The following is a 24,679-nucleotide window of genomic DNA, read 5'->3' as shown; positions in this document are numbered from 1 at the left end:
GTTACAAGGAATAAGTCGCTACTTATGGAAAAACTTCAATCGGCAATCACAACTGATAACCCATCTGCACCTCACTCTATCAAGGTGGGATTAGTGGAAGACCAACAGTTAGTTCGTCAGGGGATCGCGAGCCTGATTGCCATTTCTCAGCATATCAAGGTGACTTGGCAGGCCGAGAATGGTCAAGAAGCACTTAGGCTGCTGGAAACTGAAGCCGTAGATTTACTATTAAGCGATATTCGCATGCCAGTGCTCGATGGTATTAGTTTGCTAAAACAGCTTCGCGCCGCACAAAATCCCTTACCAGTAATAATGTTAACCACCTTTGATGACAGCGAATTGTTTTTAAATAGCTTACATGCCGGCGCAAATGGCTTCTTATTAAAGGATGTGTCTCTGGATAAGTTACTGCATGCCATTGAAACGGTTGCCAAAGGTGAGTATCTAATAGAACCTTCAGTACTTGAACAGATGCAGCACCTATCTCATGCATCTCTATCTCCTGCACCTCTCAACATTGCAACTCAAGCGTTGTTATCAGCTCGCGAGCAAGAGATTTTACGCTATATGGCGGGAGGGTTTTCCAATAAAGAAATCGCCGATGCAGTATTTTTGGCCGAAGGAACCGTGAAAAACCACGTTTCAACCATTTTGGCTAAACTCAATTGCCGAGACCGTACTCAAGCAGTACTAAAAGGCTTACAAATCGGCTTAATTTAGAACGGGCCCACCAACGAAAAAGGGCCTTAAAGGCCCTTTTCAATGCAATCACTGCCGCGAAAAACTAGCGTAAATCCATCTCTTGGATAATTTCATGGGCAATAGGTGGCGTTGTGCAGGTCGGCTTTTCATGTAAATCGGCCTTTAACTGACCTTTACGGTGTTTTAGTGCAGCATCCAATTTTTTAGCTGCTGCAGCAATCGCGGGGTACATGATTTCATCCGTACCTGAGGCGGAGATGCGACTGCCTTCGTAATTTGTTCGAATTTCAACCTGAAACTCGCCATGCTCCTTAGCAATAATGATATCGAGCCCAATGAGAGTGGGGAAATGAGTGGCGATTTTTGAAAACTTTTCGTTAACGTGTTCTTTGACAGAATCAGTAACATCGACATGGTGACCAGAAAGATTAATTTTCATAGGTTGTCCCTTTTAGTGTCTTTACTTTTTTTTCGCTTCACTATTAGAGCTTGGGGCATGGCAAATAAAACACAAGCCCCCTAGACAAATATTTCGAATGAAACAGGTATTAGCAGCAGCTAAATGTGAGGCTCATCAAAGAAATAGCACAATACGGGAACGTTAAAATAAATTAACTGGTTGATTTATAACCGACAAAAAAAATAAATTAACTGGTTGATTTATAACCGACAAAAAAAATAAATCAACCAGTTGAATGCCAAGTGCTAATACTTACGCTGCACGCTTTGTTGCCAGAATTGCTGCGATAGGTGATGAGTTTTTGTCGATAAGCGCGAAACCTGCTCGCCCCTTGCCGCCGCATCTTGAGTCTGCTCTAAACTCTGCTGTGCCAAATCGCTGATCACATGGATAGCACGACTAATTTCCGCCGCTACAGATGTCTGTTGAGTCATTGCTGCGGCATTGTCATCACTTAAAGAGTTGATCCGAGCGATAGAGGATAACAACTCACCAAAAGCCACACTGGCATCCTGTGCTAAAGAGACTGAGCGCTTAACCTGCTCCTGTCCGGCCGTCATCGTCGATGTCGCTTTTTGCGTGCTGTCTTTAAAGCGACTCACAATTTGCTCAATTTGTGAAGTTGACTGACTGGTTCGGCTAGACAATTGCCGCACCTCATCGGCAACGACAGCAAATCCCCGGCCAGTCTCCCCAGCCCGTGCCGCTTCAATTGCCGCATTAAGCGCCAGTAGATTAGTTTGGTCGGCAATAGAGCGAATAACTTCTAACACTTGATAAATCGCTTGGCTATCCTGCTCTATGGTTTGGACGACATCTGAAAAATGGCTCACCTGTACACTCAGTTGATGGATAGCTTCGATAACAGTTTCAAGCCGTGAATGGCCGCGCTGTGCAGCCTCATGGCTGGAGACCATTTCAGATGCCGTGCGATGGATATTATCTGTTACCTCAGCAAAACTGGCACTCATTTGTTCCATAGCCGTTGCCGCCTGAGTGGTTTGCACGCTCTGACTATCGGCATGCTCCCAGGTATTAGTGATGGTTTGTTTGAGATTGACGCTCTGCTCTTGTATTTCACTTGCAGAATCCGCCATCCGGCCAACAACCCCACCGATTTCAGTAATTAAAAACCGCAGAGCCAGATCAATTTTCCCGATTTCATCCTGTCTACCGGTATAAATCCCCATCGCGACGGGATCATCAATAATATGAGTAGCAACGCTAACTAATGCTTGTAATGGTTGCATAAGCTTGTACCACAATACCCAAGCAACTAAAGCCCCCACAAGTGCGGCTAATAAAGGGGAGTAACATGCCAAAAACGCCGTCGCCGCAATAGCTAAAAACATGGAGGATAGAATTTTCCCCCGAAATCCTAATCTATCTTTTTTTAATGCTTTAGGTTGTTTACCTTGATTAATGCCTTGATAAACATCTTCAGCTGCTCTGATTTGCTCAGGTGTCGCCTGGCGACGTACTGATTGATATTCATGAATTTTGCCATCTTCATATACAGGTGCAACATAGGCATTGACCCAATAGTAACCGCCAGTTTTGGTCTTGTTTTTGACTATGCCCATCCAAGGTTTGCCGCTTTTAATTCTATCCCAAAGCATTTTAAACGCAGCGGCAGGCATATCCTCGTGACGAACGATATTGTGAGGACTCCCTTGCAACTCAGTAACGCTATATTCACTTATCTGCGAAAAGGTTTGATTAACGTACTTAATATTTCCTTTCAAATCGGTCGTAGAGAGTAGGATTGCGTTTTCAGATAGGTGTTTTTCACCTTTTTTTGAATGTGTTTGCATAGGGATATCAAAATGACTCCAAGTGAAAGTTGCAGGGGATTTTGCCAAAATGACAGAACACCTACTTTGATTAAGTTCACACTGAAAGCAGAAAATTTAACCAAATGCTAAACAAGTAAGATCAATCTCATCAATAAAACCAAACATTTGTGACATATTGCACAGGGTTACGCATAACGCGAGCTAGCACTCAAAATGCGTTAAGGATATTTTGTGCACCGCCTCAATAAATGCAAATGATATTGTTTATCATTTAAATCAACTGCGTTATAATCATCAAAACAATAGCCTGATAGCTCATTAGAATGCCCGCTGTATTCAGCTATGGCTGAATTGGCATTTGGATTAACCGTTTAATATTGACTGAAATAAGTAGCACTTATGTCACATATCCCAACATCAAATTCCTCCCTCTCAGCGATAGCTGTACGTCCTGTATCGGGTTATTTTCAAGCCGCCATTCGGTGGCTAAAACAAGAGCAAACTCAATTTGGTTTGCAGGTATTTGTTCGCGCGAGTGCTGCGTTATTGGCTGGCTATATTGCAGCGGCAACGCTGGCCTGTTTACTGACTCAAATACTGCCAATGTCTCGATTTGAGAGCACATTAACGGCCAATATGCTGGCATTCTTGTTTTATGCTATCGCCATTATTTATGCCTTTTGCGTACGTAAAACCTGGCATGCGTGGCGGGATCTGATGTTATTTAGCCTCCTGTGTTTTACTCTGCTTAAGGTGTGTGGACAGTAAGATGAAAGAAACCTTTTTTAGAACCTTATCTTGGCTACACACTTGGGCGGGTTTACTCGTTTGCTGGGTATTATTGCTGATCTTTTTTGCAGGCAGCCTGAGTTATTTCCGCCATGAAATCAGCCTATGGGCTGAGCCAGAACTTCACCGCGGTACATTTCAAGACTATCAAGCAAATCAATTGATAAGCCAGCTTGATAAGGGCCAACACTATATCGAGAGTCATTCGCCAGCGGAAACACAACGCTGGTTAATAAACTTTCCGACCCAGCGTAGCCCTATGCTTAGCTTTGCTTGGCAACTGCCGCCTGAAAAAGGGCAACGTCGTGGCAAAATCGAGCAACATACGGCACTTGCTGATGGGAGTGGCGTCATCACTGACGTCCGCGATAGTCGTGGGGGTGACTTCTTCTATCGTTTACATTTCGACCTGCACTATATGCCCGCCATTACAGCGCGCTACATTGTGGGCGTCTGCACCATGTTTATGCTGATTGCCCTTATCAGCGGTATCGTTATCCATAAGCGTATCTTTAAGGATTTATTTAGTTTTCGTCAAAACAAGGGCGCACGCTCTTGGCTCGATGCCCATAATGTCAGTTCTGTTATTGCGCTGCCTTATCATCTAATGATCACCTATACCGGCCTTATTACCTTGATGCTGATCTATATCCCATGGACGGTAAGCACAGCTTATCCTGAGGATAATCAAGCCTTTTTAAAAGAACTCAATCCGGCAAGACAAACGGAGAAGGCCTCAGGCATTTATGCCGAGCAAGTACGTTTAAGCCAACTGTTACCCCAAGTTAAGGCTGAATGGGGCAATGCGCCAATCAAGCAGGTGATTGTTTCCTATCCTCAAGATAAAAATAGCCAAGTGACCTTCTATCAAAATACTGGCAAAGATGTCACCGATGAATCAACACTCCTCGTGTTTAACGGCGTGACAGGTGAACTCAAATACGCCAGTCCACACGAAGTATCAGGAACGGTGGCAACCTACGACACTATGATGTCACTGCACACCGCGCGTTTTGCTGCGCCGTTGCTGCGTATTTTGTTCTTCTTTTGCGGCTTACTCGGCTGCGCCATGGTAGCGACTGGCACCTTAATGTGGGCAATTCGTTTGCGCCAGAAACAGCAAAAGGCAATCGATAAAGGCGAGAAACCGAGCAGTGGCCTGCGCTTAGTTGAGGGATTAAACTTCATGTTTATCTTAGGCTTGCCCTTGGGTGCAGCTGCGTTTTTCTATGCCAATCGCATATTACCCGCCGATTTTGCAACGCGTTCTGCTTGGGAAGTACATAGCTTCTTTATTGCTTTAGGTGCTATGGGCGTGTGGGCATTTTTCGGGCGCAGCAGACGCGATTGGCAAATAGCTCTGGTGCTGATTGGCACACTCTATTGTGCGCTGCCCATACTCAATGCACTCACATCGCCAAGCCACTTTATTGATAATATCCAGTCTCAACAGTGGGCTTTGGTTGGTTTTGATGTGTTAGCGGTTTTAATCGGTGTAGTAATGCTATTTGCCAGCACCAAACTCTCAGTGGTGGCAAAAACACTGCAAAAACCGAATCGAAAAAATACTATTTCAGATAAAAAACCTATGCGAAAACCCGTTGAGACCACTTACGCAACCGAACTTACCTCATCGCCCTTGGAGGAAGCAAAGTCATGATGCCAGAATTTATCCCTATGCTCGGCATTCTCGGGCTTAGTTATCTCTCCCTTGCGCTGTTTGCGTTAGCTAAGTTTGGCCACTTTAAAGATGTGTTTAAACGCCCACCGTCACAATGGCAGAGCCGCCTGTTAACCCTGTTTGCTTGGCTGTTATTAATCATTAGCTTAAGCACCTGCGCCCACGGACAAGGCTGGACCTATGGCAGTATTCTGTTTATGGGGATCATCTCACTAGCCGCCATGTTAGTGATTTTGACCCTAAGCTATAGCCCACGCCACCTTCCCATAGGGATAGTTACTGGCAGTGTATTGACTGGCAGCTTACTGTTAAGTGGTGGGATCTAAACCGTTTCACAGATGGCGCACTAAACTGTGCGCCCCATGCTGGAGAAGTCTTTTTAGCTAAGCTATAGTGCCCTGATGTCCTGCAATAAGGAGAAAAACATGGGCTTTAACTTAACAGTGAATTGGCAAACCTCGCCAGCAGAAGAAGGCGAATTTTGCCGTGATCACAGTATTACCTTTGGCAGCGGTCAAACGATTCAGGCATCCTCAGCCCCTGAATACAAGGGCAATGCACATTTTGTCAATCCAGAGGAAAGCCTACTCGCGGCGCTGTCTTCCTGCCATATGCTGACCTTCCTCGCCATTGCGCACCTCAAACGCCTCCCCGTCGTGTCCTATGTCGATGAAGCATCTGCGGAACTAGGAAAAAATGAAGCTGGTAAACTTGCCGTCACTAAAATGATCTTAAATCCTAAGGTCGTTTTTGCTGAAGGTGTGGAAGTCACTCAGGAAACACTTGAGAAAATTCACGAAAAAGCCCATGTAAACTGCTTTATCGCTAATAGCTTAGCAACGGATATTCAAATAAAGTTTTGATGGTTATAGGCAAGTTCATGCAGATAGACCTGCCGCAAAAATAACGATAAACCGTTAACCAGCACCAAATCTATAGGCAAAAAAATGGGCGTGGTCTTGGGAACTACAAGACCACGCCCTAACATTGAACAGACTCAGCTTAGCTGAATTAGCTTAAATTTCGGTTAAAAATTTACGTTAAGCCAACTACTTAGCCTTTATATCTTCCGCCATACCTTTCGCTGGCATAGGTTGCGCCTTCAATGCGGGAATAGGCTGCTTAATCAATTCATCCTTAAGATAGCTAATGGCGGTTTCGAGCTGTGCATCGTGGCCGTTAAAGGTCGCAAAGGGTAAGTTATCCACCTCGATATCCGGTGTTACACCATGACCTTCGAGTACCCAGCGACCATCCATCGCATATTGCGGATATTCGGCGACCCGCGCCATCCCTTTATCTGTGAGTGAGTTACGACCCGATAACCACACGCCAGCGCCCGCCGTTTGCTTACCGATGAGCGGAGCAATCCCCAGCGCCTTGATCCCCGCCGAGAAGGTTTCACCATCTGAGTAAGTCAGCTCGTCGGTTAACACCACTAAATGCCCACGGAAAGTTTGCTGCATATTGGTATTAGGCGTGCCATGGGTTGGCTGCCAAAATGCCCAAGCGCGGCGTAACAGTTTTTCGATAATCCAACTATCAATATTGCCACCACGGTTACGGCGAACGTCGATAATCAGACCGTCTTTGTCATAATTGGTGTAAAACTCACGGGCGAAGCTCTCAATATCGCCGCCGCCCATGGCATATAAGTGCAGATAACCCATCTTGCCCTGGCTCGCCTTGGTCACGACCTCCGCATTATGGTTGACCCAATCTAAATAACGTAATTGGCCATCGACCAGAGTGCTCACAGGCATCACTACGGTTTTATGGCTTTGGCTACCACGTTTAAGCTCCAGTAACACTTGCTTATCCTGTTGATTACGCAATAAGCGGGTCACATCAGCCACATTCCCCACCGGCGTGCCATTGATGGCGAGTAGCACATCGCCTTCTTTCGCATCGACTTCGATACGGCTCAAAGGTGATGCTTGGCTCGGCAGTTCAGGATCATTTCGATAAATGTGGGCAATTTTCACCCCATCGCTAGTTTGCTGTAATCGAGCGCCTAAACTCGCGCCCTTCGCCGCGTCAGGGTCCTTCGGCAAATCACCACCACGCACCTGCGAGTGCAACGAATCTAACTCGCCCATCATCTGCATAAAGATATCGTTTAGCTCATTACGATCCGTTAAACGTGCGAGTAATGGTTGGTACTTAGCCTTGGTTGCCTGCCAATCGAGACCGCGCATTTTTTTATCGAAGAAGGAATCTCTATGCATTAACCACGCATCTTCAAACATTTGTTGCCATTCTAAGCTTGGCGAAATCGCTAATTGCCATTGGTCAGTCTGTACCTTGGCATTGTCGGTATCGCCGAGTTTCTCGCCCACATCAACAATCATCAGCGACTTTTCATCACTTTGTTTACGCAGCAACAACTTTTGACCATCAGCAGAGACACTGTAGTTAGCCACATCTTCAGCAAACACTTCGACTTTAGGGCGCTGTTCAGTGAACTTAACTGTCATGAGATTAGGTTGGCTTTCGTCACCAATCGCTTGGTCGAGTACATACAAACGACCATCAATGGCGGATAGCTGGCTGTAATTACCCGAATCAACAGGTACTTGCCATAAACGCTCGCTAATTCCCGCCCAATCAATTTTTACAGGCGTTGGTTTATCTTTTGAGTCAGCGTTTTCTGCCGCCTTTGCCACTAATTCCGTTGGTTTACTGAAGGGGAACTTGGCATTCTTTACTAAGGCAATCGCAAAAATCTGGCTGCGTTTATCAAACACTGGCCCCATATTGCGGTCGCCCCACGGTGAGCTTGGTGTTGCAGTAAACTGGCGATTGGAGAGGAAATATAACCACTGGCCATCACTACTAAAAGTCGGTGAATAGGATTCATACTTGTCACTGGTGAGTGCTTGGGCCTTATTCTCATCCACCGAATAGAGTACGATTTGTGGTCTTTGCTTGCCGATTTCAGCTTTGGTTAGCGCAATAAAACGACTGTCAGCCGACCAGCGAATATCAGCGTATGGACCGAGTCCCTCACCGTTGCTGATGATTTTTTGGTTTGTATTTTTCTTTAAATCCAATAGCCACACATTACCGTCGTTATCGTCATGGGCAAGATAACGACCATCGCTTGACTGACTCAGCGACATTCTAAAAGTATGACCATCTTTAGTAAGCTGTTTAGCACCACTGCTACCATCGGCAGGAAATTGCCAAATTTCCTGTTGGCCGCTCATATCGCTGATGGCGTAAACCGACTTGCCGTCCTGACTCAGAATGGCATTGCGTACACGATAAGTGCCAGGAAGCGCGACTTGCACTAACCGCGAGCCATCAGTCCCAGCAATCGCCACATGACTGCGGGCGGTAATCACCACTTTATCGCCAGCAAGGGCAAGATTAGCGGAGGTAGCATAATCCATCGGGTCTTTTACCCAATGTTCGCGACGTTGGGCAAAATCGGAGGTTAATTCAATATCTAATAATGAGTCTTTAGCGGAGGCGATATCAAAAACATGAATATCTGCGCCCTGCTGGAACACCACTTTACCTTGATCCATGCGGGCAGCGCGCATTTGCCAATCTTTATACTGAGTCAACTGTTTAGCATCACTGCCATCAAGCGCCATTGACCAGAGATTGTCGTTACCATCGCTATCGCTAATAAAATAGAGTCTGTCTTGCCATAGCATAGGTTGGCGGACCGAGCCTTGGTGCTGCTTGCTAAGTAATTGTGCCTCGTCTTTACCACCCAGTTTAAAGCGCCATAATTCGCCCTTAGCGCCGCCGCGATATACCTTTGCATTATCGCCCGTCACCTGCAGGCCGAAACGGGTAAAATAGACATACTGATTATTGGCATCGATCACCCCTTCCACCGCATCGGCTAAGGGCAGATCGGTTGTGGTTAAGCTCTCGGGATTGACAAGACGCAGCATCCAATTATTCGCGGGGCCAAAGCCAGTGTCGGTGGAATAAAGCACCTCTCCTTTACTGGTCCACCCTTGCACTCGCACTCGGCTATTTTCAAAACTCACTCGTTTTGCAACACCGCCCGTCACAGGAATAACATAGACCTCACTCGCACCTTCGTAATTGGCCACATAGGCCACCCATTTACCATCGGCAGACATTGCCGCGCCCAGTTCTTCAGCTGGCAAGGTAGTCAAGCGCATCGCCGCCTTTTGGCCTAGGGTTTGCGTCCACAGGTCCCCTTCAGCGGTAAACACTAAGGTCTGGTCATGCAACGCTGGCGCGCGGTAATAACCTTGATTGCTAGTCGATTGTGCTGCAAATACCTGCGCTGCAGACAAAGTGCCAAGGGCGAGCATGCAGCAGGCAACGGAGTGACGAAGTTTCATGTGTAATCTCTATCCTATTGTTATTGTTACCAATGGACTTTCAAGTGGGCAAAATTCACCAATAATGACCCAAAGTCTAACCCAGTAACCCAACAAGCTAGCAGAAATTGATAGAGAGAGCAGTAACTTAAAATAAGAGATGTTTTAGCAAATGTGTCATAGACTTACCATTTTGCATACTCATTAGAATAGCGCTTATCTTGCTATATCAAACGTTAATAACCCAGCATACAAGCGATAAAATGGACCATGTTGATTGCTGATTTTCGATTGCTGTGCCAGCGAAATTTGCTGCCACTTATAGACAATTCGCGCAATTTCACCATTGATTGTTAACGCCTTAATGGCACGATTAAATTGCGCTAACTGTAGGGGAGACATACTCTGCTTACTAAGCATTAAGTGTATCGGATTATGGTCCAATATCGGTTTAAGTGCTGATAACCTGATCCCTTGGTGTTGACTTGCAATATAGGGCATCGCTATAGCATCCCCAATCATCAGATCCGCTCTGTCATAAGTGAGCATTTGCACTGATTTGTCGACATCAGGACTCAGTATCAATAAGTTTTCCAGTGCTAAACGTTCTCGTGTGTTCTCATAATCCGCACCATACCAACCACTGATTGGCACTAAGAGCCGCAACTTTTGAGTAAAAATATCCTGCCATCGTTCTAACTTAACATTGTCTTTGTTTTCATCTAATACGAATAAGCGCACTTCTTCATCACGGTAGGGATCTGAAAAAAATGAATATTCTTCACGCTCGACGGTTTTTGTAGCACCCATCATTATATCTAGTGAGCCACTTTTCAGCATTTGATGTGAACGCTTCGCAGGGACATTGATAAAGTTAATCTCACATCCCAAAAACTCAGCAAACGCACGCAGTAATTCAACATCCAGTCCTTGAGCATCCCCCTGCATATCTTGCCAGGCATAGGGAGGCCAATCGTTATAACCGACTTTAATGGGATTCGAACAAGCGGAAGCATTCGCTTCGGATGGAACACTCCAAGCGGGGAAAATAAAAATATATAACAGCAAGATATGGCTAAACTGAAAAATGCACTTTGGCATTATCGTTGCCCCGTCGCGAGTTATTCTTCGATGATTTTACGGCTTAATACTCAGTTTTTACGGCTTAATGCTATGTAAGCTACTACGGCTTATTTATGACTCGATCTAAGCTTAGTCGGCATCCCAACTTGATGCCATCAAGTTGCTCAGTACAGTCCATTGGTCGAACTAGCGTGAACAATAATAAAAACATCTATACAAAAGGAGTCAAACGACTCCCTTTGTATTTCATCTAGTTAGTGTTTATCGTCGTTTAAAAGATTAGGGCGAGTTGACGTTTCAGGGTTATTTTTGCAGCAATTTGGCTGATGTTTATGCAAGGCAAAGTCAGTGCTGTGTAGCATTCTACATAAACGGACGATAACGCAGCAGAAACTTCAGCCAAGTGCTCCCCAAAGGGTTCGTCTGGCAAGCACTTGCTCTTTGTCACTTGTCACTTGTCACTTGTCACTTGTCACTTGTCACTTGTCATTTGTCATTTGTCATTTGTCATTTGAGTAGAATAACTACACTTCATTCCTCGCTTCGCGAGCATGAGCTTGCCAGAACGAACAAAATTTAATCACGAAACGTCAACACACCCTAGTTTAATACCGCAAATAAATGGTTTTTTAGCTGGGCAAAATCAGCTGCTAATTCAGCCGATAATATTGTTTTGTGCTCTACCACTTTTAATTCAGGCGGAAGGGGTAAGTTAAGGGCAAGCTCCCTGTCGACCACATCCTTAAACTTAGCGGGATGGGCCGTACCTAAAAATATCCCTACTTCATCAGGCACTAAGTTAATGGTTAACGCTTTAGCCGCAATCGCTGCATGCGGCTCAGATACATAACCTTTAGCATAAAGATCTGCTAACGCCTCCGAGGTTTGCACCTCTGACAGGCGAATCCCCACTAAGTCTGCCAATGGCCAACCGAGTTTCTCGCAAATAGCTTCAACGCGCGGCCAGTTGCTTGGCTCACTCACATCCATCGCATTGGACATAGTGGCTTGAGTGGGATTAGGCTGCCAATCGCCACTCTCTAAATAGCGTGGCACTGTGTCATTCGCATTAGTAGCAGCAATAAAACGTTTAACGGGTAACCCCATGGCTTTAGCAAACAAACCCGCGGTGAGATTACCAAAATTACCACTGGGCACGGCAATCACAGGAGCGGCCTCATGACGCTGTTTTGACTGAGCAACCGCTTCGAAGTAATAACAAATCTGTGCCAGTAAGCGACTGATGTTGATAGAGTTAGCTGAGTTTAAATGCAAACCATCACGCACATCGCTATCTTCAAATGCCTGTTTGACTAAGTGCTGGCAGGCATCGAAATCTGACTCAACCGCGACTGTGTGGATGTTCTTGCCTAAAGTAGTGAACATTTTTTCCTGTAGCTCACTGATTTTGCCCTTAGGATAAAGCACCACAACATTGACTTTATCTAGACCATAAAAAGCATCGGCCACTGCCGCCCCAGTGTCACCCGAGGTCGCGGTTAGAATGGTTAAGCGCGAGTCATGGGCAAAGGCATTGATGCATTGCGCCATAAAGCGCGCACCAAAATCCTTGAATGCTAAAGTTGGCCCATGGAAAAGCTCAAGGCACGAGCGCTGGTCATCGACCGCCACCAAGGGCAAATCGAAATTAAAGGCACGCTCGACCAGTTTATCTACCGCGTCTTGTCCAAGCTCTGAGGCAAGCCAAGCGCCGAGCACTTTTTTACTGCGCTCGACAAAAGGCATCGCCAGCAGCGCCTCGATGTCGTGCAACACTGGGATTTGAGTAGGAAAAAACAGCCCTCTGTCTTTACCAAGTCCTAATTGCACCGCTTCCTTAAAGCTCACTTTCTGCGAAGGGTGTTTTAAATTATATAGTTCCATGCTCACTCGACCTTATCAGTGCCAAGCTTTTAAGGCTTGGGCTTAATGCTTTTAAAAGTAAGAAAATTAATCGACTCGACGCGTACCTTGCTCATCGAGACGGCACACATGGGCAAAGCCCCCCGCTTCGGTCAGATAATGAGCCTCCAACCACGCCTTGGCGGCGTTAGCGGTCGCAAGAACGTCTGTCACCGAAAACAGCGTTGGCCCGCTGCCCGAGATGCCAGTAGTTAACATGCCTAATTCGGCGAGCGCCGCCCTAGCATTGTCATAACCCGGTATCGCCGCCGCGCGGTAAGGTTCGGCCAGCACATCCTTCAAGACTTGAATCGCAAGCTTGGCGTTTTGCTGATAAGAGGCGTGTACAAAGGCACTCAAATAACGCCCAAAATCGATGGCCACGGACTTATCGTATTGTTCTGGCATGAGTTTACGCATCATGGCCGTTGAGAGTGAAATTCCAGGATACGCCACCACCCAATACCATTGTTTAAAACTGGGAATCGGCTCACAGATAGCGCCGGGCACATTGAGCATCAGCTGCATGCCGCCCAGATAACAGGGCGCGACGTTGTCGTAATGCACGCTACCGCTGATCTTGCCCTCAAACTCGCCCATGAGTTCGAGTAGCGCTTGCTTATCGTATGGACGCTCAAAATGCTCGTTAAGCGCGTAAAGCGCTGCAACCACAGAACTGGCGCTCGAACCTAAGCCACTGCCGACGGGCAAGTTTTTTTCTAGGGTTAATGCCACGCCTTGGTTTTCTTTCCCAAGGGCTTTTAAGAAAAACACCGCGCATTGATGGACGATATTCTCCTCGGGATTGCTGGGTAACTTATGCGCCCACGCTCCCACTTGAGTGAGGCTCACCCCAGCATCCGCTGCCGCAATCGTGACTCTATCGCCCAGTAAACTGCCATCGATGGGCGCAAGTGCTGCGCCCAATAAATCAAAACCCACACCCACATTACCCATAGAGGCGGGAGCGTAAACGGTCAAACTCATACACTCACCTCACGAGTCCAATTTAAGGTTCTTAATACATCGGCAAAGGCACCTGCCGCAGTCACTTCTGTGCCCGCACCATATCCACGCAACACAAAGGGAATCGGCTGATAATAACGGCTGTAGAATGCCAAGGCATTTTCACCGCCTTTTACGCTATAGAGCGGATCGGTTGCATCGACTTCGGTGATACGCACATAGCACGCGCCTTCTTCAATCTGCCCGACATAACGCAGCACTTTACCCTGCGCTTTCGCCTCCGCCACTCGCGCCGCAATCGCAGCATCGGCCTCGGGTAAACGCGCCATAAAACTTTCCACATCGCCTGAATCATCAAAACCTGCGGGCAAGACTGAGTCGACAACGATATCACTTAGCTCAAGTTTCAAACCCACTTCACGGGCCAAAATCAGCACTTTACGCGCCACATCCATACCACTTAAATCATCACGGGGATCGGGCTCGGTAAAGCATTTTTCCCGCGCCAGTTTAGTCGCCTCAGAAAGTGACATACCCTCATCGAGTTTACCGAAGATAAAGGATAAGGAGCCTGACAAAATGCCATTAAACTTGTGCAATTTATCACCGGCGAATAACAGTTTTTTCAAGTTATCGATAACGGGTAATCCTGCGCCCACGTTGGTCTCATACAGAAACTGCCGACGTTGCTTTAATGCTGTTTGACGCAAAGCTTGGTAATAGGCGTAATCGCGAGTGTTAGCCTTTTTATTCGGCGTCACCACGTGCATGCCCGCGTTCATCACCTCTAAATACTGGTTCGATACTTGATCGCTTGAAGTACAATCCACCAGCACAGGGTTTAATAACTGTTGCTCTTTCACCCACGCCAATAGCGCAGGTATATCGCTTGGCTGCTGGCTATCGGCAAGCAGGTTTTGCCAATTGTTTAAATCAATACCCGCACTATCGAGTAACATTTTGCTTGAATTGACAATACCGCAGACACGGATGCTAATGTGCTGCTCTTTTAGCACGCTCGCCTGTTGTTTGATCTGCTCCAGTAAGCCTGCGCCAACGTTACCGCAACCCACTAAAAACACATCTAAATACTGCTGCACATCGAAAAAGCCTTGATGACAGGCGGCTACAGCATGTTTGGTCTTACGTTGTTCGATCACCGTTGAAATAGAGCGCTCGGAGGAGCCTTGGGCAATCGCGATGATATTCACACTCGCCTGCGCTAAGGCTTGGAAGAACCGCGCCGCCACACCCTTATGGGTACGCATACCATCACCGATCAAGGAGACGATTGCTAAGTCATGGCGCATTGCAATCGGTTCTAGCAAGTCACTTTTAATTTCTAACTCAAACTCTTGCTCTAGCGCCGATTTCACCTTGGCGGACTCACTGGTCGCCACACAAAAGCTGATGCTGTATTCGCAAGAACTCTGGGTGATGAGTGACACAGAAACACCGCTACGGGAAATCGCCGCCAGTGTGCGGCTCGCCATACCGACCATGCCCTTCATACCAGGGCCTGATACATCAAACATGGTTTGATTATCCAAATTAGAAATGGCCTTCACCTGCAAGCCGCTCTGATCGGCCTGATTCGATACCAGAGTGCCGGGCGCATCGGGATTAAAGCTGTTTTTGATATAACAGGGGATGTGGAACTGGGCGATAGGTGCAATGGTTTTAGGATGCAGCACCTTAGCCCCAAAGTAAGACAGCTCCATCGCCTCTTGATAACTGAGCTGTGACAACAACTTAGCATCGGTAACAACCCGAGGATCGGTATTGTATACGCCGTCAACGTCGGTCCAAATCTCGCAGCTTGAAGCATCTAAACAAGCGGCCAGCACGGCAGCAGAGTAATCAGAACCGTTACGGCCTAAGGTCACAACCTTGCCGTCTTCATCGGCGGCGGTAAAGCCGGGCATCACCCAAACCCGCTTCTCATCGAGGGCAAGATTTTTGAATCGCGGTTTGCTGACGGCAATATCGACCACGGATTCTAGCGGACGACCACGGCCTAAAAATAGTTCACGTGGGTCTAGCTGCGCCGAAGTAATGCCTTTTGCCAGCATGACTTGCTCCATCAACGCAGCAGACAAACGCTCACCCGCAACCACGATCTCGGCGCGCACCCCGTCTGGGCATTCCTGCAACAGCGTAATACCGCGTAATCTGTCCTGCCAACGTGCAAGCTGCGCGCTTAGTCCGGCGAACAGCACTTCGCTCTGGCTACTAGAGAGTCCAGAACTAACCGCATCCTGATAGAGCGAGGTAAACACCCGCTCAACGTGTTGAATGACTGGTGAATAATCTTCCCCTTTCACCGCCACATCGACCATTTCTAGCAGAGCGTTTGTCACTGTTGCAGGCGCAGAGAGCACTGTCGCGACCGGCTCAGCTTTCGCTGCCTTGGCAACAATATCCGCCGCCATTGAAAATCGCTGCCAATTTGCAAGCGAGGTACCACCAAATTTCATCACTTTCATCTTGATCTCCTGTACCGCGCCCGACTAAGAAACATAAGCTAAAAACAAAAAAGCCCGCTTCTTTGTGGGAAGCGGGCTCGTCGTTAAAATTCTTTAGGGTGTATCAGCCCGCCCCCACTCTGGTTGTAGTGGTGGTTGTAATAATGGTAATTACTACGAAACCAAGGCTATGCATACGTTTAGACTTATCTATGTCAATGTGATGTTAAACAGAATTGCCTTTTTCACCTAACCTTGTCAACCCCCAAACTGGATTATTTATGCACAAATCTTTCACTTGAGTAAATTAGTGATTCAAGATTAATAAATATCAAGTTTTCATAGGCTAAAAATACGTTTTCATCAATATAAAACTGTTTACGTAAACGTAATGCCAGACAATTACAATCAATTTAACCTATTAAAAAATAAATAATTTATAATGATATTTTTTCATCATTCGAAAATTAAAGCATTTCAGTCTGTTTCCGCACATAACAAAGGGCAACTCATAAAAAACCACAATTCATCTTTTGTATCGTCCTTAATCTCAGTAAATCGAACTCACAAAAAGCTGTGCGATATCTAACATAAGCAACTTCAAATTATCGCCAGCACCCTAAAAGCGCGTTATTATGCGCGCACATTCCGAACCGGAGGCGATATGAAGATCACCCAACACAGCGCGGTAACCATTCATTACCGTTTATCAGATCAAGAAGGCAGACTTTTAGAAGACTCTTTTGATGCCGAACCAATGTTGTATCTGCATGGTACAGAAAACCTAATCCCAGGATTAGAAGCCGCATTAGAAGGTAAAATTAAGGGCGAAAAACTGGACGTGACGATCAGTGCCGAAGAGGCCTATGGTCCGTACCATGATGGCCTTCGCCAGGCAGTACCATTAGAAGCATTCGGTGATATCGAAGACATCGTGCCAGGTATGCGCTTTATTGCAGAAACCGAAATGGGCCAGCGTCCAGTTCAAGTCATCGAAGTTAAAGATGATGTTGTGATTGTTGATGGCAACCATCCATTAGCAGGCCAAGCACTCAGCTTTAACATTGAAGTCATCGATGTACGTGAAGCGACAGCTGAAGAAATTGCCCATGGACATATTCATGCACACGGCGGATGTGGCAGTCATGGACACAGCCATGAACATGACCATGGCGGCGGATGCTGTGGTGGCTCAGGTCATGATGTTGGTGGCTGCTGCGGGGGTTCTGATGACCATGGGCATCACCACCATGACCATGATCACGAAGCTTGTGACACACCTAAAGCGGGATGTGATGGCAACGGTGGCTGCGGCTGCCGCGGCTAATGTAGGTTCACAAGCCTAATAGCCCTCCCAGAGGAGCTGATAAAAAAGCACTTCCTTAAATAAGGAGGTGCTTTTTTTATCGCCAAATGATTATAATCAGCAGGTAAATAGGGAAGTTTAAAATCAAACAGCATTTTCAGCTAAAAAAAACAATATTTTCAAATCGATATAAACATCACGCAACGGAGTGCATATGTTAGCAAAACCAGTATATGAAGTTTTACCCTTTGGCTATATGGTACTAGGCTGTTTAAGCTTTATGCTGCTAGAACCTGATTATGCGCTGATTGCTGCTCTTGTTGTGTTTGTTTTGGGCGCCAGAATTTACAATTTACGTTCTCAAAATCGCCGAACCGATCCTGTAAAACGCCGAAAATCTGGATATCTACCTAAGACAATTTACGATTTATTGCCTTTTATTTATCTCTTTTCTGCCTTAGCTATTTTTAAATTTTTCCCTAAAAATCTTTATCCTTTGTTGGCCATTATGTTACTCAGTTATAGTTTTTATATTCTCGTTAGACGCTCCATCCACCGCCGACATAAAATACCGACAACTCCCCAGTTTTAATCAAATATCTAGTCCAATGGAGCCCAAATAATTAACTGATAAGCTGTTGGATTTTATCCCTATGGCTGGGTGCCATATTCTTTAAATAGTTAGAACAACGGGTAATAGTCGCAATACTCACCTGATACTCGGCAGCAATTTGTCTCTGGCTCATTTCTCCATTTAGCAATAGCTGGAAGACTTTTAGCCGACCGGCAATAGCGCTGCGCTCTTCCTCGGTCAGCAATAAATGAAACAATACCGACAGCTCTTCATAATTCCCATGGCTCAAAATTTTTTCTAATACTAAGTCCCAATTGGCTCGCATAATCGCCCCATAAGTATTGTTTAAGCATTACAACGGCAGTTTAGCAGATTTACTCTGCCGGCAAATAACTTGTTACGTTTATCCCTCTTATCTAGACAAAAACTGACAAATTTGCTTCTAGTACATTGAGTTAATTTGTGTACAATAGCAGAGCAATGTCACACTTCGACGCTAATTTGTGAGAATACGATGAAAAAATTACTCCTAACTCTCGTTGCCGGTACCTTATTGGCTTCAACTGCTCAAGCACACAATTTTGAAGATGCAAAAGATGCGATTCAATATCGCCAATCTGGATTCAGCTTAATTGCTTATAACTTTGGTGATATGGGCGCCATGATGAAAGGTAAAAAGCCTTTCGATGCTGAAACCTTTGCGATGCGCGCAAAAAATGTCGCTGCGCTTTCACACATCCCTTTCGAAGGCTTTATTGAAGGTTCAGATAAAGGCGATACCGAAGCCCTAGCCAAAGTATGGCAAGACAAGGCTGACTTTGACGCTAAGATGAAAACCTTCCAAGAAAATGCTGCAATTTTAGCGACTGTTGCTCAAAAAGGTGACCAAGCTGAAATCAAGCAAGCCTTTATGGATACTGGCAAGAGCTGTAAAGGCTGCCATGACGTTTACAAAAAAGATTAATGTTCTCGTAATCTCTTGTAAAAAGCCTGCAATATGCAGGCTTTTTACTCCTAAGCATCCGCTAAAGCACTTGCACTACAGGCCACATCAAATAAGTAAATACAACCCCTGCGATAATTAACAGCAGAATTAATGCCAGCCACAGTGATTTAAAAACCAACGGAGACTCTAACTTTGCGTATTCAAGCTTAGATACACGCTTGTAACCGCTAACCATTGCACCTATTAACTTGTCACCTTTAAGCGCGTGCACAATAACTGCCAACACATGCACGGCAGTTAAGGCTAAGATCAGGTTAAAATTCATCTTATGTAACCAAGTGAGAAACGAACCCGTATCAGCACTCACATAGCTGTATAGCGGACCTTCGGTAAAAACATCATCCGTAGCAAACAGTCCAGTAATTAGCTGTAAGCTAATAATGGCAATCAACACAATCACCATATAACCGCCCATCGGATTATGTCCTAATACCACAGACACGCCCTTTGATCGAACTTCGTTTAAATACTCAAACACAACCCTAGGGTGGTGCACGAAGTGGCTAAATCTGGCTGTATCACTGCCAATTAAGCCCCACAAAAGACGAAAGCCAATCAAAATCAACAGACTATAAGCAAAGATCTGGTGCCATTGCATTTCGCCCACTTCGGCGCTCCACCACAATAAGGCCATTAGGGCCACCATGCCCCAGTGAAAAAAGCGTATGGGTAAATCCCAGACCTTAACTTTGATATGTTCGGTTTCCATAATACCTGCCACTCGACGAAACAATGAAATAAGTGAAGGTATTTTATCGGAATCTAATGAAAAACTTAAAGTAAAGATAGGTAAATGATAGGAAAGACTGCAGAGTTATCCCATCAAATATGGCCTGTTCTGATAGCCAATACAAGCCTTTTTGGCTAAGAATCACCGAGATTTGTCTAAGCGATCAAATATCCAACGAACAGTATCTAACCGGACAAAAAATGTGATTTAGATCTCGTTTTTAAAGGTGTAGATTGGTAATCTGAAACTGAAGAAAATAAATAGAAGGTTCGACATATGCTAAAGATTACGAGCAAGCAATTAGAAGTAACTGCCCCAATCCGTGAACGCATTGAAAGCCGTTTGGAGAAACTTTCTAGACATGATGTGCAGTTGATTAATCCCCATGTCATTATTACCGAGGAGAAACCTGGTTTCAAAATTGAAGCGTCGGTTGGCATCCCAAATGGAGAACTTTTTGCTCAAGCTAAACACGATAATCTTTATGCAGCTATCACTGCTATGGGCCAAAAATTAGAGAAGCAACTCAATCGATTAACCCACAAACCTGAAGCACAACGTTTTACATCCATTGCTCATCCCGAAGAGGCTATTAATGTCGAGGATGATTACGAGGAGGAAGATGCAGCTTAAGTTACTCGATGTAGTGCGAGACCACATCACTTCGAGAGCATAAAAGTAGATAAGGTTTAATAGGTCACATTTTTTAGCAAAAGTTTGATAGGCCATCCTAATGGCCAGTAAAAAGAGTGTGAACCTTTAAAGAACTACTACACTTTACTAAGTGACAGCAGAATCGAAGTGATGTGAATTTCAGCTTAATAGCATTTAATACCACCACAAGAAGGAGTACGCCGCCATACAAAACTCACACTCAAAAACAGTGACACAGGTAGTCACATAAAGCATTAAAGCAGCCACATAAATTCGGTAACGCCAAGCTGTAATGTTTATGCGTTTCCCATCTGGTTATCAAATGAGATGCGAGGTTACTAAAAGTACAAACCGATGACCAAAAACTAACGACAAATACACTAAGGGGTGTTAACTCACGAGTCGATCATTAAGGAGTAACCTACTACATCATATTGCCAGTTTAAGTCTTACACACTCTTCAAGCACAAATGTAACAACCAAGAGGAGGACGTTAGCAATAGAGCCACATAGGTACCATGAAAGGCCACTTTAGGTGAATTAGCTTCTTAACAGTCAAACAATATGAGGAGGTTAATAGCGTTATCGGTAATATGAGCAAGTGGGCATATTACAAATAGTGAGTAAAAAGAATTTAGATAACACGGAACAAGGCGAGCTGCTTAACAGCAAAATACCCAGTACCTTTTTGAGTACTAATATCGGCCAGATTTCTTTATCTATGTTCTAAAGTGTAATCGTAAGTGAAAATGTAAGCTAAAGTTGTAAGTTGAAAAGTGAGTTAACATGCTGAATAAACAAATCTAATGCAATATCTGTTTGTTTATTCACAAAGCGTCAATGAATCCTTTAATAACAATGCTCAATAACCTAGGAGGAATAGTTTGTTTGACCAGTCTTTCAACCAGCGCACCTTCGGGTGCGCTTTGCTTTTATACTCCATAGTCGTTCAACCATTTACTTAAGCACTTAGTATCAAGCTTGTTCTTAAGCTAATGCACATTTCGCACAGTAACTGTTTAAGTGAAACACCAGTCCCCCGTAGCTTAATCTACCGCTAAAAACCCCAGAGCTAAGCGTTAACCCAGCTCGAGTTTTAGTGTAGACTTACCCGTTCATCCATAACTCAAAGCAAGGCATTGAAATCATGACTCAAGCGCTGTTTTATCTACTGCCGCCGATGGGCGTGAACACGGCCTTTAGTGACATGTATCAATTGGCTTGCCGCTTGGCCCAACAGGGATTTATAAACCAGCAGCAGGTCTATATTCACTGTCAGGACAAGAACATCGCCTTCGAAATCGACGAGTTACTATGGCAGTTTGAACCCAGTGCATTTGTCCCCCATAACCTCAAAGGTGAAGGCCCAACCACGGGTTCCCCCGTTGAAATCGGTTTTGATCGACTTGGACCTAACAAAAGTCGTCAACTTCTGATTAATCTTGCAGACCAAGTACCGCCATTTGCGGTAAACTTTGGTCAAATCTTCGATTTTGTAGCTAATGACGACCAACATAAGGCGATAGCACGTGAACGCTACCGCCAATATCGTGGCTTAGGGATTGAATTAACAACCCAAAATTTAGCAACACATCCACTTAATTTAGCTTGAGACAGATACGTTCCCATGGAAAAAACATACGATCCTCAGTCCATTGAGCAGACTCTTTACCAAAACTGGGAAGAGCAAGGTTACTTTAAGCCCCACGGCGATGCCTCACAGGGCAACTATTGCATCATGATCCCACCGCCCAATGTGACGGGCAGTCTGCACATGGGTCACGCTTTCCAAGATACCATCATGGATACCCTGATCCGCTACCAACGTATGAAGGGTAAAAACACCCTGTGGCAAGTCGGTACTGACCATGCGGGTATTGCGACTCAAATGCTGGTTGAGCGTAAGCTTGAAGCCGAAGAAGGCAAGAGCCGCCATGATCTTGGCCGCGATGCTTTTATGGAAAAAGTCTGGGAATGGAAAGCGCAATCGGGCGGCACCATCACTAAGCAGCTACGTCGTATGGGCGCCTCTGTGGATTGGGACCGTGAGCGTTTTACCATGGACGAAGGCTTGTCTAAAGCCGTTCAAGAAGTGTTTGTCCGTCTCTATGAAGATGATTTGATTTACCGTGGTAAACGCTTAGTAAACTGGGATCCCAAGCTGCATACCGCGATTTCTGATCTCGAAGTGGAAAACAAAGAAAAGCAAGGCCACATGTGGCATCTGCGTTATCCATTAGCCGATGGCGAACTGACTGCTGACGGTAAAGATTACCTCGAAGTCGCCACCACGCGTCCAGAAACTATGTTAGGCGATAGCGCGGTTGCAGTTCATCCAGACGATGAGCGTTATCAAGCACTGATCGGCAAATTTATTCTGCTGCCTATCGTTAATCGTCGCATCCCAATCGTTGCCGATGACTATGTGGACATGGCTTTTGGTACAGGTTGCGTGAAAATCACCCCTGCCCACGACTTTAATGACTATGAAGTTGGTAAGCGCCATAAGCTGCCCATGTTCAACGTGTTGACCTTAGATGCGGCCATTCGCGCATCAGCCGAAGTCGTCAATACCGATGGCACCATCAACACCACCTTAGATGGCAGCCTACCTGAGCGTTTCGCAGGTTTAGATCGTTTCAAAGCCCGTGATGCAATCGTGGCAGAGTTTGAAACCTTAGGTCTGCTCGAAAAAATCGCGCCACACGGCCTAAAAGTGCCCTACGGTGACCGCTCAGGCGTAGTTATTGAGCCGATGCTGACCGACCAATGGTACGTAGCTGTGGCGCCTATGGCCAAAACCGCTATCGAAGCCGTTGAAAATGGCGATATTAAGTTTGTGCCGCAGCAGTACGAAAACATGTACTTCTCTTGGATGCGCGACATTCAGGATTGGTGTATCTCTCGCCAATTATGGTGGGGTCACCGCATCCCTGCTTGGTACGATGCGAATGGTAAGGTTTATGTGGGCCGCACCGAAGCTGAAGTACGTACTAAACACAATATCGATGATGCTATCGCCCTGCGCCAAGATGAAGACGTACTGGATACTTGGTTCAGCTCAGCCCTGTGGACATTCTCAACCTTAGGCTGGCCTGACAATGTTGAAGATTTAAAAACCTTCCATCCAACCGATGTGTTGGTAACGGGTTTTGACATCATCTTCTTCTGGGTTGCCCGTATGATCATGATGACCATGCACTTCATCAAAGATGAAGACGGTAAGCCACAGGTACCCTTTAAAACCGTTTATGTGACAGGCCTTATCCGCGATGAAGCGGGTAACAAGATGTCAAAATCTAAGGGCAACGTACTTGACCCATTGGATATGATTGACGGTATCGATCTAGAAGCCCTAGTTGAAAAACGCACCGGCAACATGATGCAACCTCAACTAGCCGCCAAGATCGAAAAGAGCACCCGCAAAGAATTCGAAAATGGTATCGAAGCCCACGGTACTGATGCCCTGCGCTTTACCCTAGCTGCAATGGCCTCAACTGGCCGTGATATCAACTGGGACATGAAGCGTTTAGACGGTTACCGCAGCTTCTGTAACAAGCTTTGGAACGCATCACGTTACGTATTGATGAATACCGAAGGCCAAGATTGCGGCCCGAACTCTCCTGACTACCAAGGTGGTGAGATGGAATTGTCGCTGGCGGATCGCTGGATCATCGGTTTATTCAACCAAACCGTAAAAACCTATGACGACCACATGGCAAACTATCGCTTCGACCTCGCTGCTAACACACTGTACGAGTTCACTTGGAACCAGTTCTGCGATTGGTACTTAGAGTTAACTAAGCCAGTGCTGCAAAACGGCAATGAAGCGCAAATGCGTGGCACCCGCCATACACTGGTCAATGTGTTAGAAGCGATGCAACGTCTGATGCACCCAATGATGCCATACATCACTGAAACCATCTGGCAACGCGTTAAACCACTGACAGGCGCCCAAGGCGACACCATCATGCTGGCACCATTCCCAAGCTATGATGCTGCCAAAGTAGATGCGACCGCGATGGCCGATCTCGAATGGGTTAAGCAAGTCATTGTTGCGGTTCGTAATATCCGTGCAGAGCTCAATATAGCGCCTTCTAAGCCATTAAATGCCCTACTGCGTGGCGTGAGTGCCCAAGACAAAGCCCGTGTTGAAGCTAACCAAGCCTTCTTCACAACGCTTGCGCGCTTAGAAAGTATGACGATTCTTGGCGAAGGTGAAACGGCGCCTATGTCGACCACAGGTCTGATT

At 45.8% G+C, this 24,679-nt stretch carries 20 protein-coding genes; 11 read left to right on the top strand and 9 right to left on the bottom strand.

Annotated elements, in window-relative coordinates:
- Positions 1 to 24: 24 nt before the first annotated feature.
- Entirely contained in the window at positions 25 to 720 is a 696-nt protein-coding gene (locus L976_RS05030; protein ID WP_050991362.1) for a response regulator transcription factor, read from the top strand.
- Positions 721 to 784: 64 nt separating this feature from the next.
- On the opposite strand, the gene hpf (L976_RS05025) is transcribed toward L976_RS05030, so the two are convergent.
- Together hpf (L976_RS05025) and L976_RS05020 are read right to left on the bottom strand one after the other, a co-directional pair.
- Positions 785 to 1,141 carry a ribosome hibernation-promoting factor, HPF/YfiA family gene (gene hpf / locus L976_RS05025; protein WP_023266557.1) on the bottom strand — a complete coding sequence of 119 codons (357 nt, stop codon included), beginning with the start codon at positions 1,139 to 1,141 and terminating at the stop codon, positions 785 to 787.
- A 266-nt stretch (positions 1,142 to 1,407) separates the two neighbouring features.
- A complete protein-coding gene (locus L976_RS05020) occupies positions 1,408 to 2,976 on the bottom strand; it encodes a methyl-accepting chemotaxis protein (RefSeq protein WP_037420899.1) in 1,569 nt (522 codons plus the stop codon).
- A gap of 381 nt (positions 2,977 to 3,357) precedes the next feature.
- Between L976_RS05020 and L976_RS05015 the strand changes: the two genes are divergently transcribed.
- From L976_RS05015 to L976_RS05000, 4 genes are all read left to right on the top strand, one after another.
- Entirely contained in the window at positions 3,358 to 3,726 is a 369-nt protein-coding gene (locus L976_RS05015) for a DUF3649 domain-containing protein (protein WP_047534827.1), read from the top strand.
- A gap of 1 nt (position 3,727) precedes the next feature.
- Positions 3,728 to 5,407, top strand: a complete 1,680-nt coding sequence (locus tag L976_RS05010) for a PepSY-associated TM helix domain-containing protein (protein WP_047534824.1) — start codon at positions 3,728 to 3,730, stop codon at positions 5,405 to 5,407.
- A complete protein-coding gene (locus L976_RS05005) occupies positions 5,404 to 5,754 on the top strand; it encodes a DUF3325 domain-containing protein (protein WP_037428781.1) in 351 nt (116 codons plus the stop codon). The genes L976_RS05010 and L976_RS05005 overlap by 4 nt, the downstream gene beginning before the upstream one ends.
- 99 nt (positions 5,755 to 5,853) lie before the next feature.
- Complete coding sequence (locus L976_RS05000; RefSeq protein ID WP_037428778.1) at positions 5,854 to 6,291, top strand: OsmC family protein; 438 nt, start codon at positions 5,854 to 5,856, stop codon at positions 6,289 to 6,291.
- A gap of 186 nt (positions 6,292 to 6,477) precedes the next feature.
- Here L976_RS05000 and L976_RS04995 read toward each other — a convergent pair whose 3' ends face one another.
- From L976_RS04995 to thrA, 5 genes are all read right to left on the bottom strand, one after another.
- Complete coding sequence (locus L976_RS04995) at positions 6,478 to 9,762, bottom strand: S41 family peptidase (protein ID WP_047534821.1); 3,285 nt, start codon at positions 9,760 to 9,762, stop codon at positions 6,478 to 6,480.
- Positions 9,763 to 9,957: 195 nt separating this feature from the next.
- Positions 9,958 to 10,842 (bottom strand): substrate-binding periplasmic protein, encoded by an 885-nt coding sequence (locus tag L976_RS04990; protein WP_047534818.1) that lies wholly within the window; start codon positions 10,840 to 10,842, stop codon positions 9,958 to 9,960.
- A 582-nt stretch (positions 10,843 to 11,424) separates the two neighbouring features.
- A complete protein-coding gene (thrC, locus tag L976_RS04985; protein WP_047534817.1) occupies positions 11,425 to 12,708 on the bottom strand; it encodes a threonine synthase in 1,284 nt (427 codons plus the stop codon).
- A gap of 66 nt (positions 12,709 to 12,774) precedes the next feature.
- Positions 12,775 to 13,713 carry a homoserine kinase gene (gene thrB, locus L976_RS04980; RefSeq protein ID WP_047534814.1) on the bottom strand — a complete coding sequence of 313 codons (939 nt, stop codon included), beginning with the start codon at positions 13,711 to 13,713 and terminating at the stop codon, positions 12,775 to 12,777.
- A complete protein-coding gene (gene thrA / locus L976_RS04975; RefSeq protein ID WP_047534811.1) occupies positions 13,710 to 16,178 on the bottom strand; it encodes a bifunctional aspartate kinase/homoserine dehydrogenase I in 2,469 nt (822 codons plus the stop codon). The genes thrB and thrA overlap by 4 nt, the downstream gene beginning before the upstream one ends.
- 643 nt (positions 16,179 to 16,821) lie before the next feature.
- Here thrA and slyD point away from each other — a divergent pair.
- The gene (gene slyD / locus L976_RS04970) at positions 16,822 to 17,484 is read left to right on the top strand and encodes a peptidylprolyl isomerase (protein ID WP_047534808.1); all 663 of its coding nucleotides are present in this window, start codon (positions 16,822 to 16,824) and stop codon (positions 17,482 to 17,484) included.
- 193 nt (positions 17,485 to 17,677) lie between these two features.
- Positions 17,678 to 18,055 (top strand): hypothetical protein, encoded by a 378-nt coding sequence (locus L976_RS04965; protein WP_037420926.1) that lies wholly within the window; start codon positions 17,678 to 17,680, stop codon positions 18,053 to 18,055.
- Positions 18,056 to 18,086: 31 nt separating this feature from the next.
- On the opposite strand, the gene trpR is transcribed toward L976_RS04965, so the two are convergent.
- Positions 18,087 to 18,362, bottom strand: coding sequence for a trp operon repressor (gene trpR / locus L976_RS04960; RefSeq protein WP_011073277.1), 276 nt, complete (start codon positions 18,360 to 18,362; stop codon positions 18,087 to 18,089).
- A gap of 189 nt (positions 18,363 to 18,551) precedes the next feature.
- Between trpR and L976_RS04955 the strand changes: the two genes are divergently transcribed.
- A complete protein-coding gene (locus tag L976_RS04955; RefSeq protein WP_037420929.1) occupies positions 18,552 to 19,001 on the top strand; it encodes a c-type cytochrome in 450 nt (149 codons plus the stop codon).
- Positions 19,002 to 19,062: 61 nt separating this feature from the next.
- On the opposite strand, the gene L976_RS04950 is transcribed toward L976_RS04955, so the two are convergent.
- Positions 19,063 to 19,752: a cytochrome b/b6 domain-containing protein gene (locus L976_RS04950; RefSeq protein ID WP_047534806.1), complete on the bottom strand. Its 690-nt coding sequence runs from the start codon at positions 19,750 to 19,752 to the stop codon at positions 19,063 to 19,065.
- Positions 19,753 to 20,049: 297 nt separating this feature from the next.
- On the opposite strand from L976_RS04950, the gene hpf (L976_RS04945) reads away from it, so the two are divergent.
- The 3 genes from hpf (L976_RS04945) to L976_RS23130 form a co-directional block, all read left to right on the top strand.
- A complete protein-coding gene (gene hpf / locus L976_RS04945; protein ID WP_037420938.1) occupies positions 20,050 to 20,406 on the top strand; it encodes a ribosome hibernation-promoting factor, HPF/YfiA family in 357 nt (118 codons plus the stop codon).
- A gap of 1,168 nt (positions 20,407 to 21,574) precedes the next feature.
- Positions 21,575 to 22,039, top strand: coding sequence for a DNA polymerase III subunit chi (locus tag L976_RS04940; RefSeq protein WP_037420941.1), 465 nt, complete (start codon positions 21,575 to 21,577; stop codon positions 22,037 to 22,039).
- A 15-nt stretch (positions 22,040 to 22,054) separates the two neighbouring features.
- Positions 22,055 to 24,679, top strand: a 2,625-nt coding sequence (locus L976_RS23130; RefSeq protein WP_047540147.1) for a valine--tRNA ligase, incomplete at its 3' end; no start/stop codon positions are given.

The organism is Shewanella sp. ZOR0012, assembly GCF_000798835.1.
GTDB lineage: Bacteria > Pseudomonadota > Gammaproteobacteria > Enterobacterales > Shewanellaceae > Shewanella > Shewanella xiamenensis.
The sequence above is the reverse complement of the archived record's forward strand: the minus strand, read 5'-3'. Positions and strand labels throughout refer to the sequence as shown.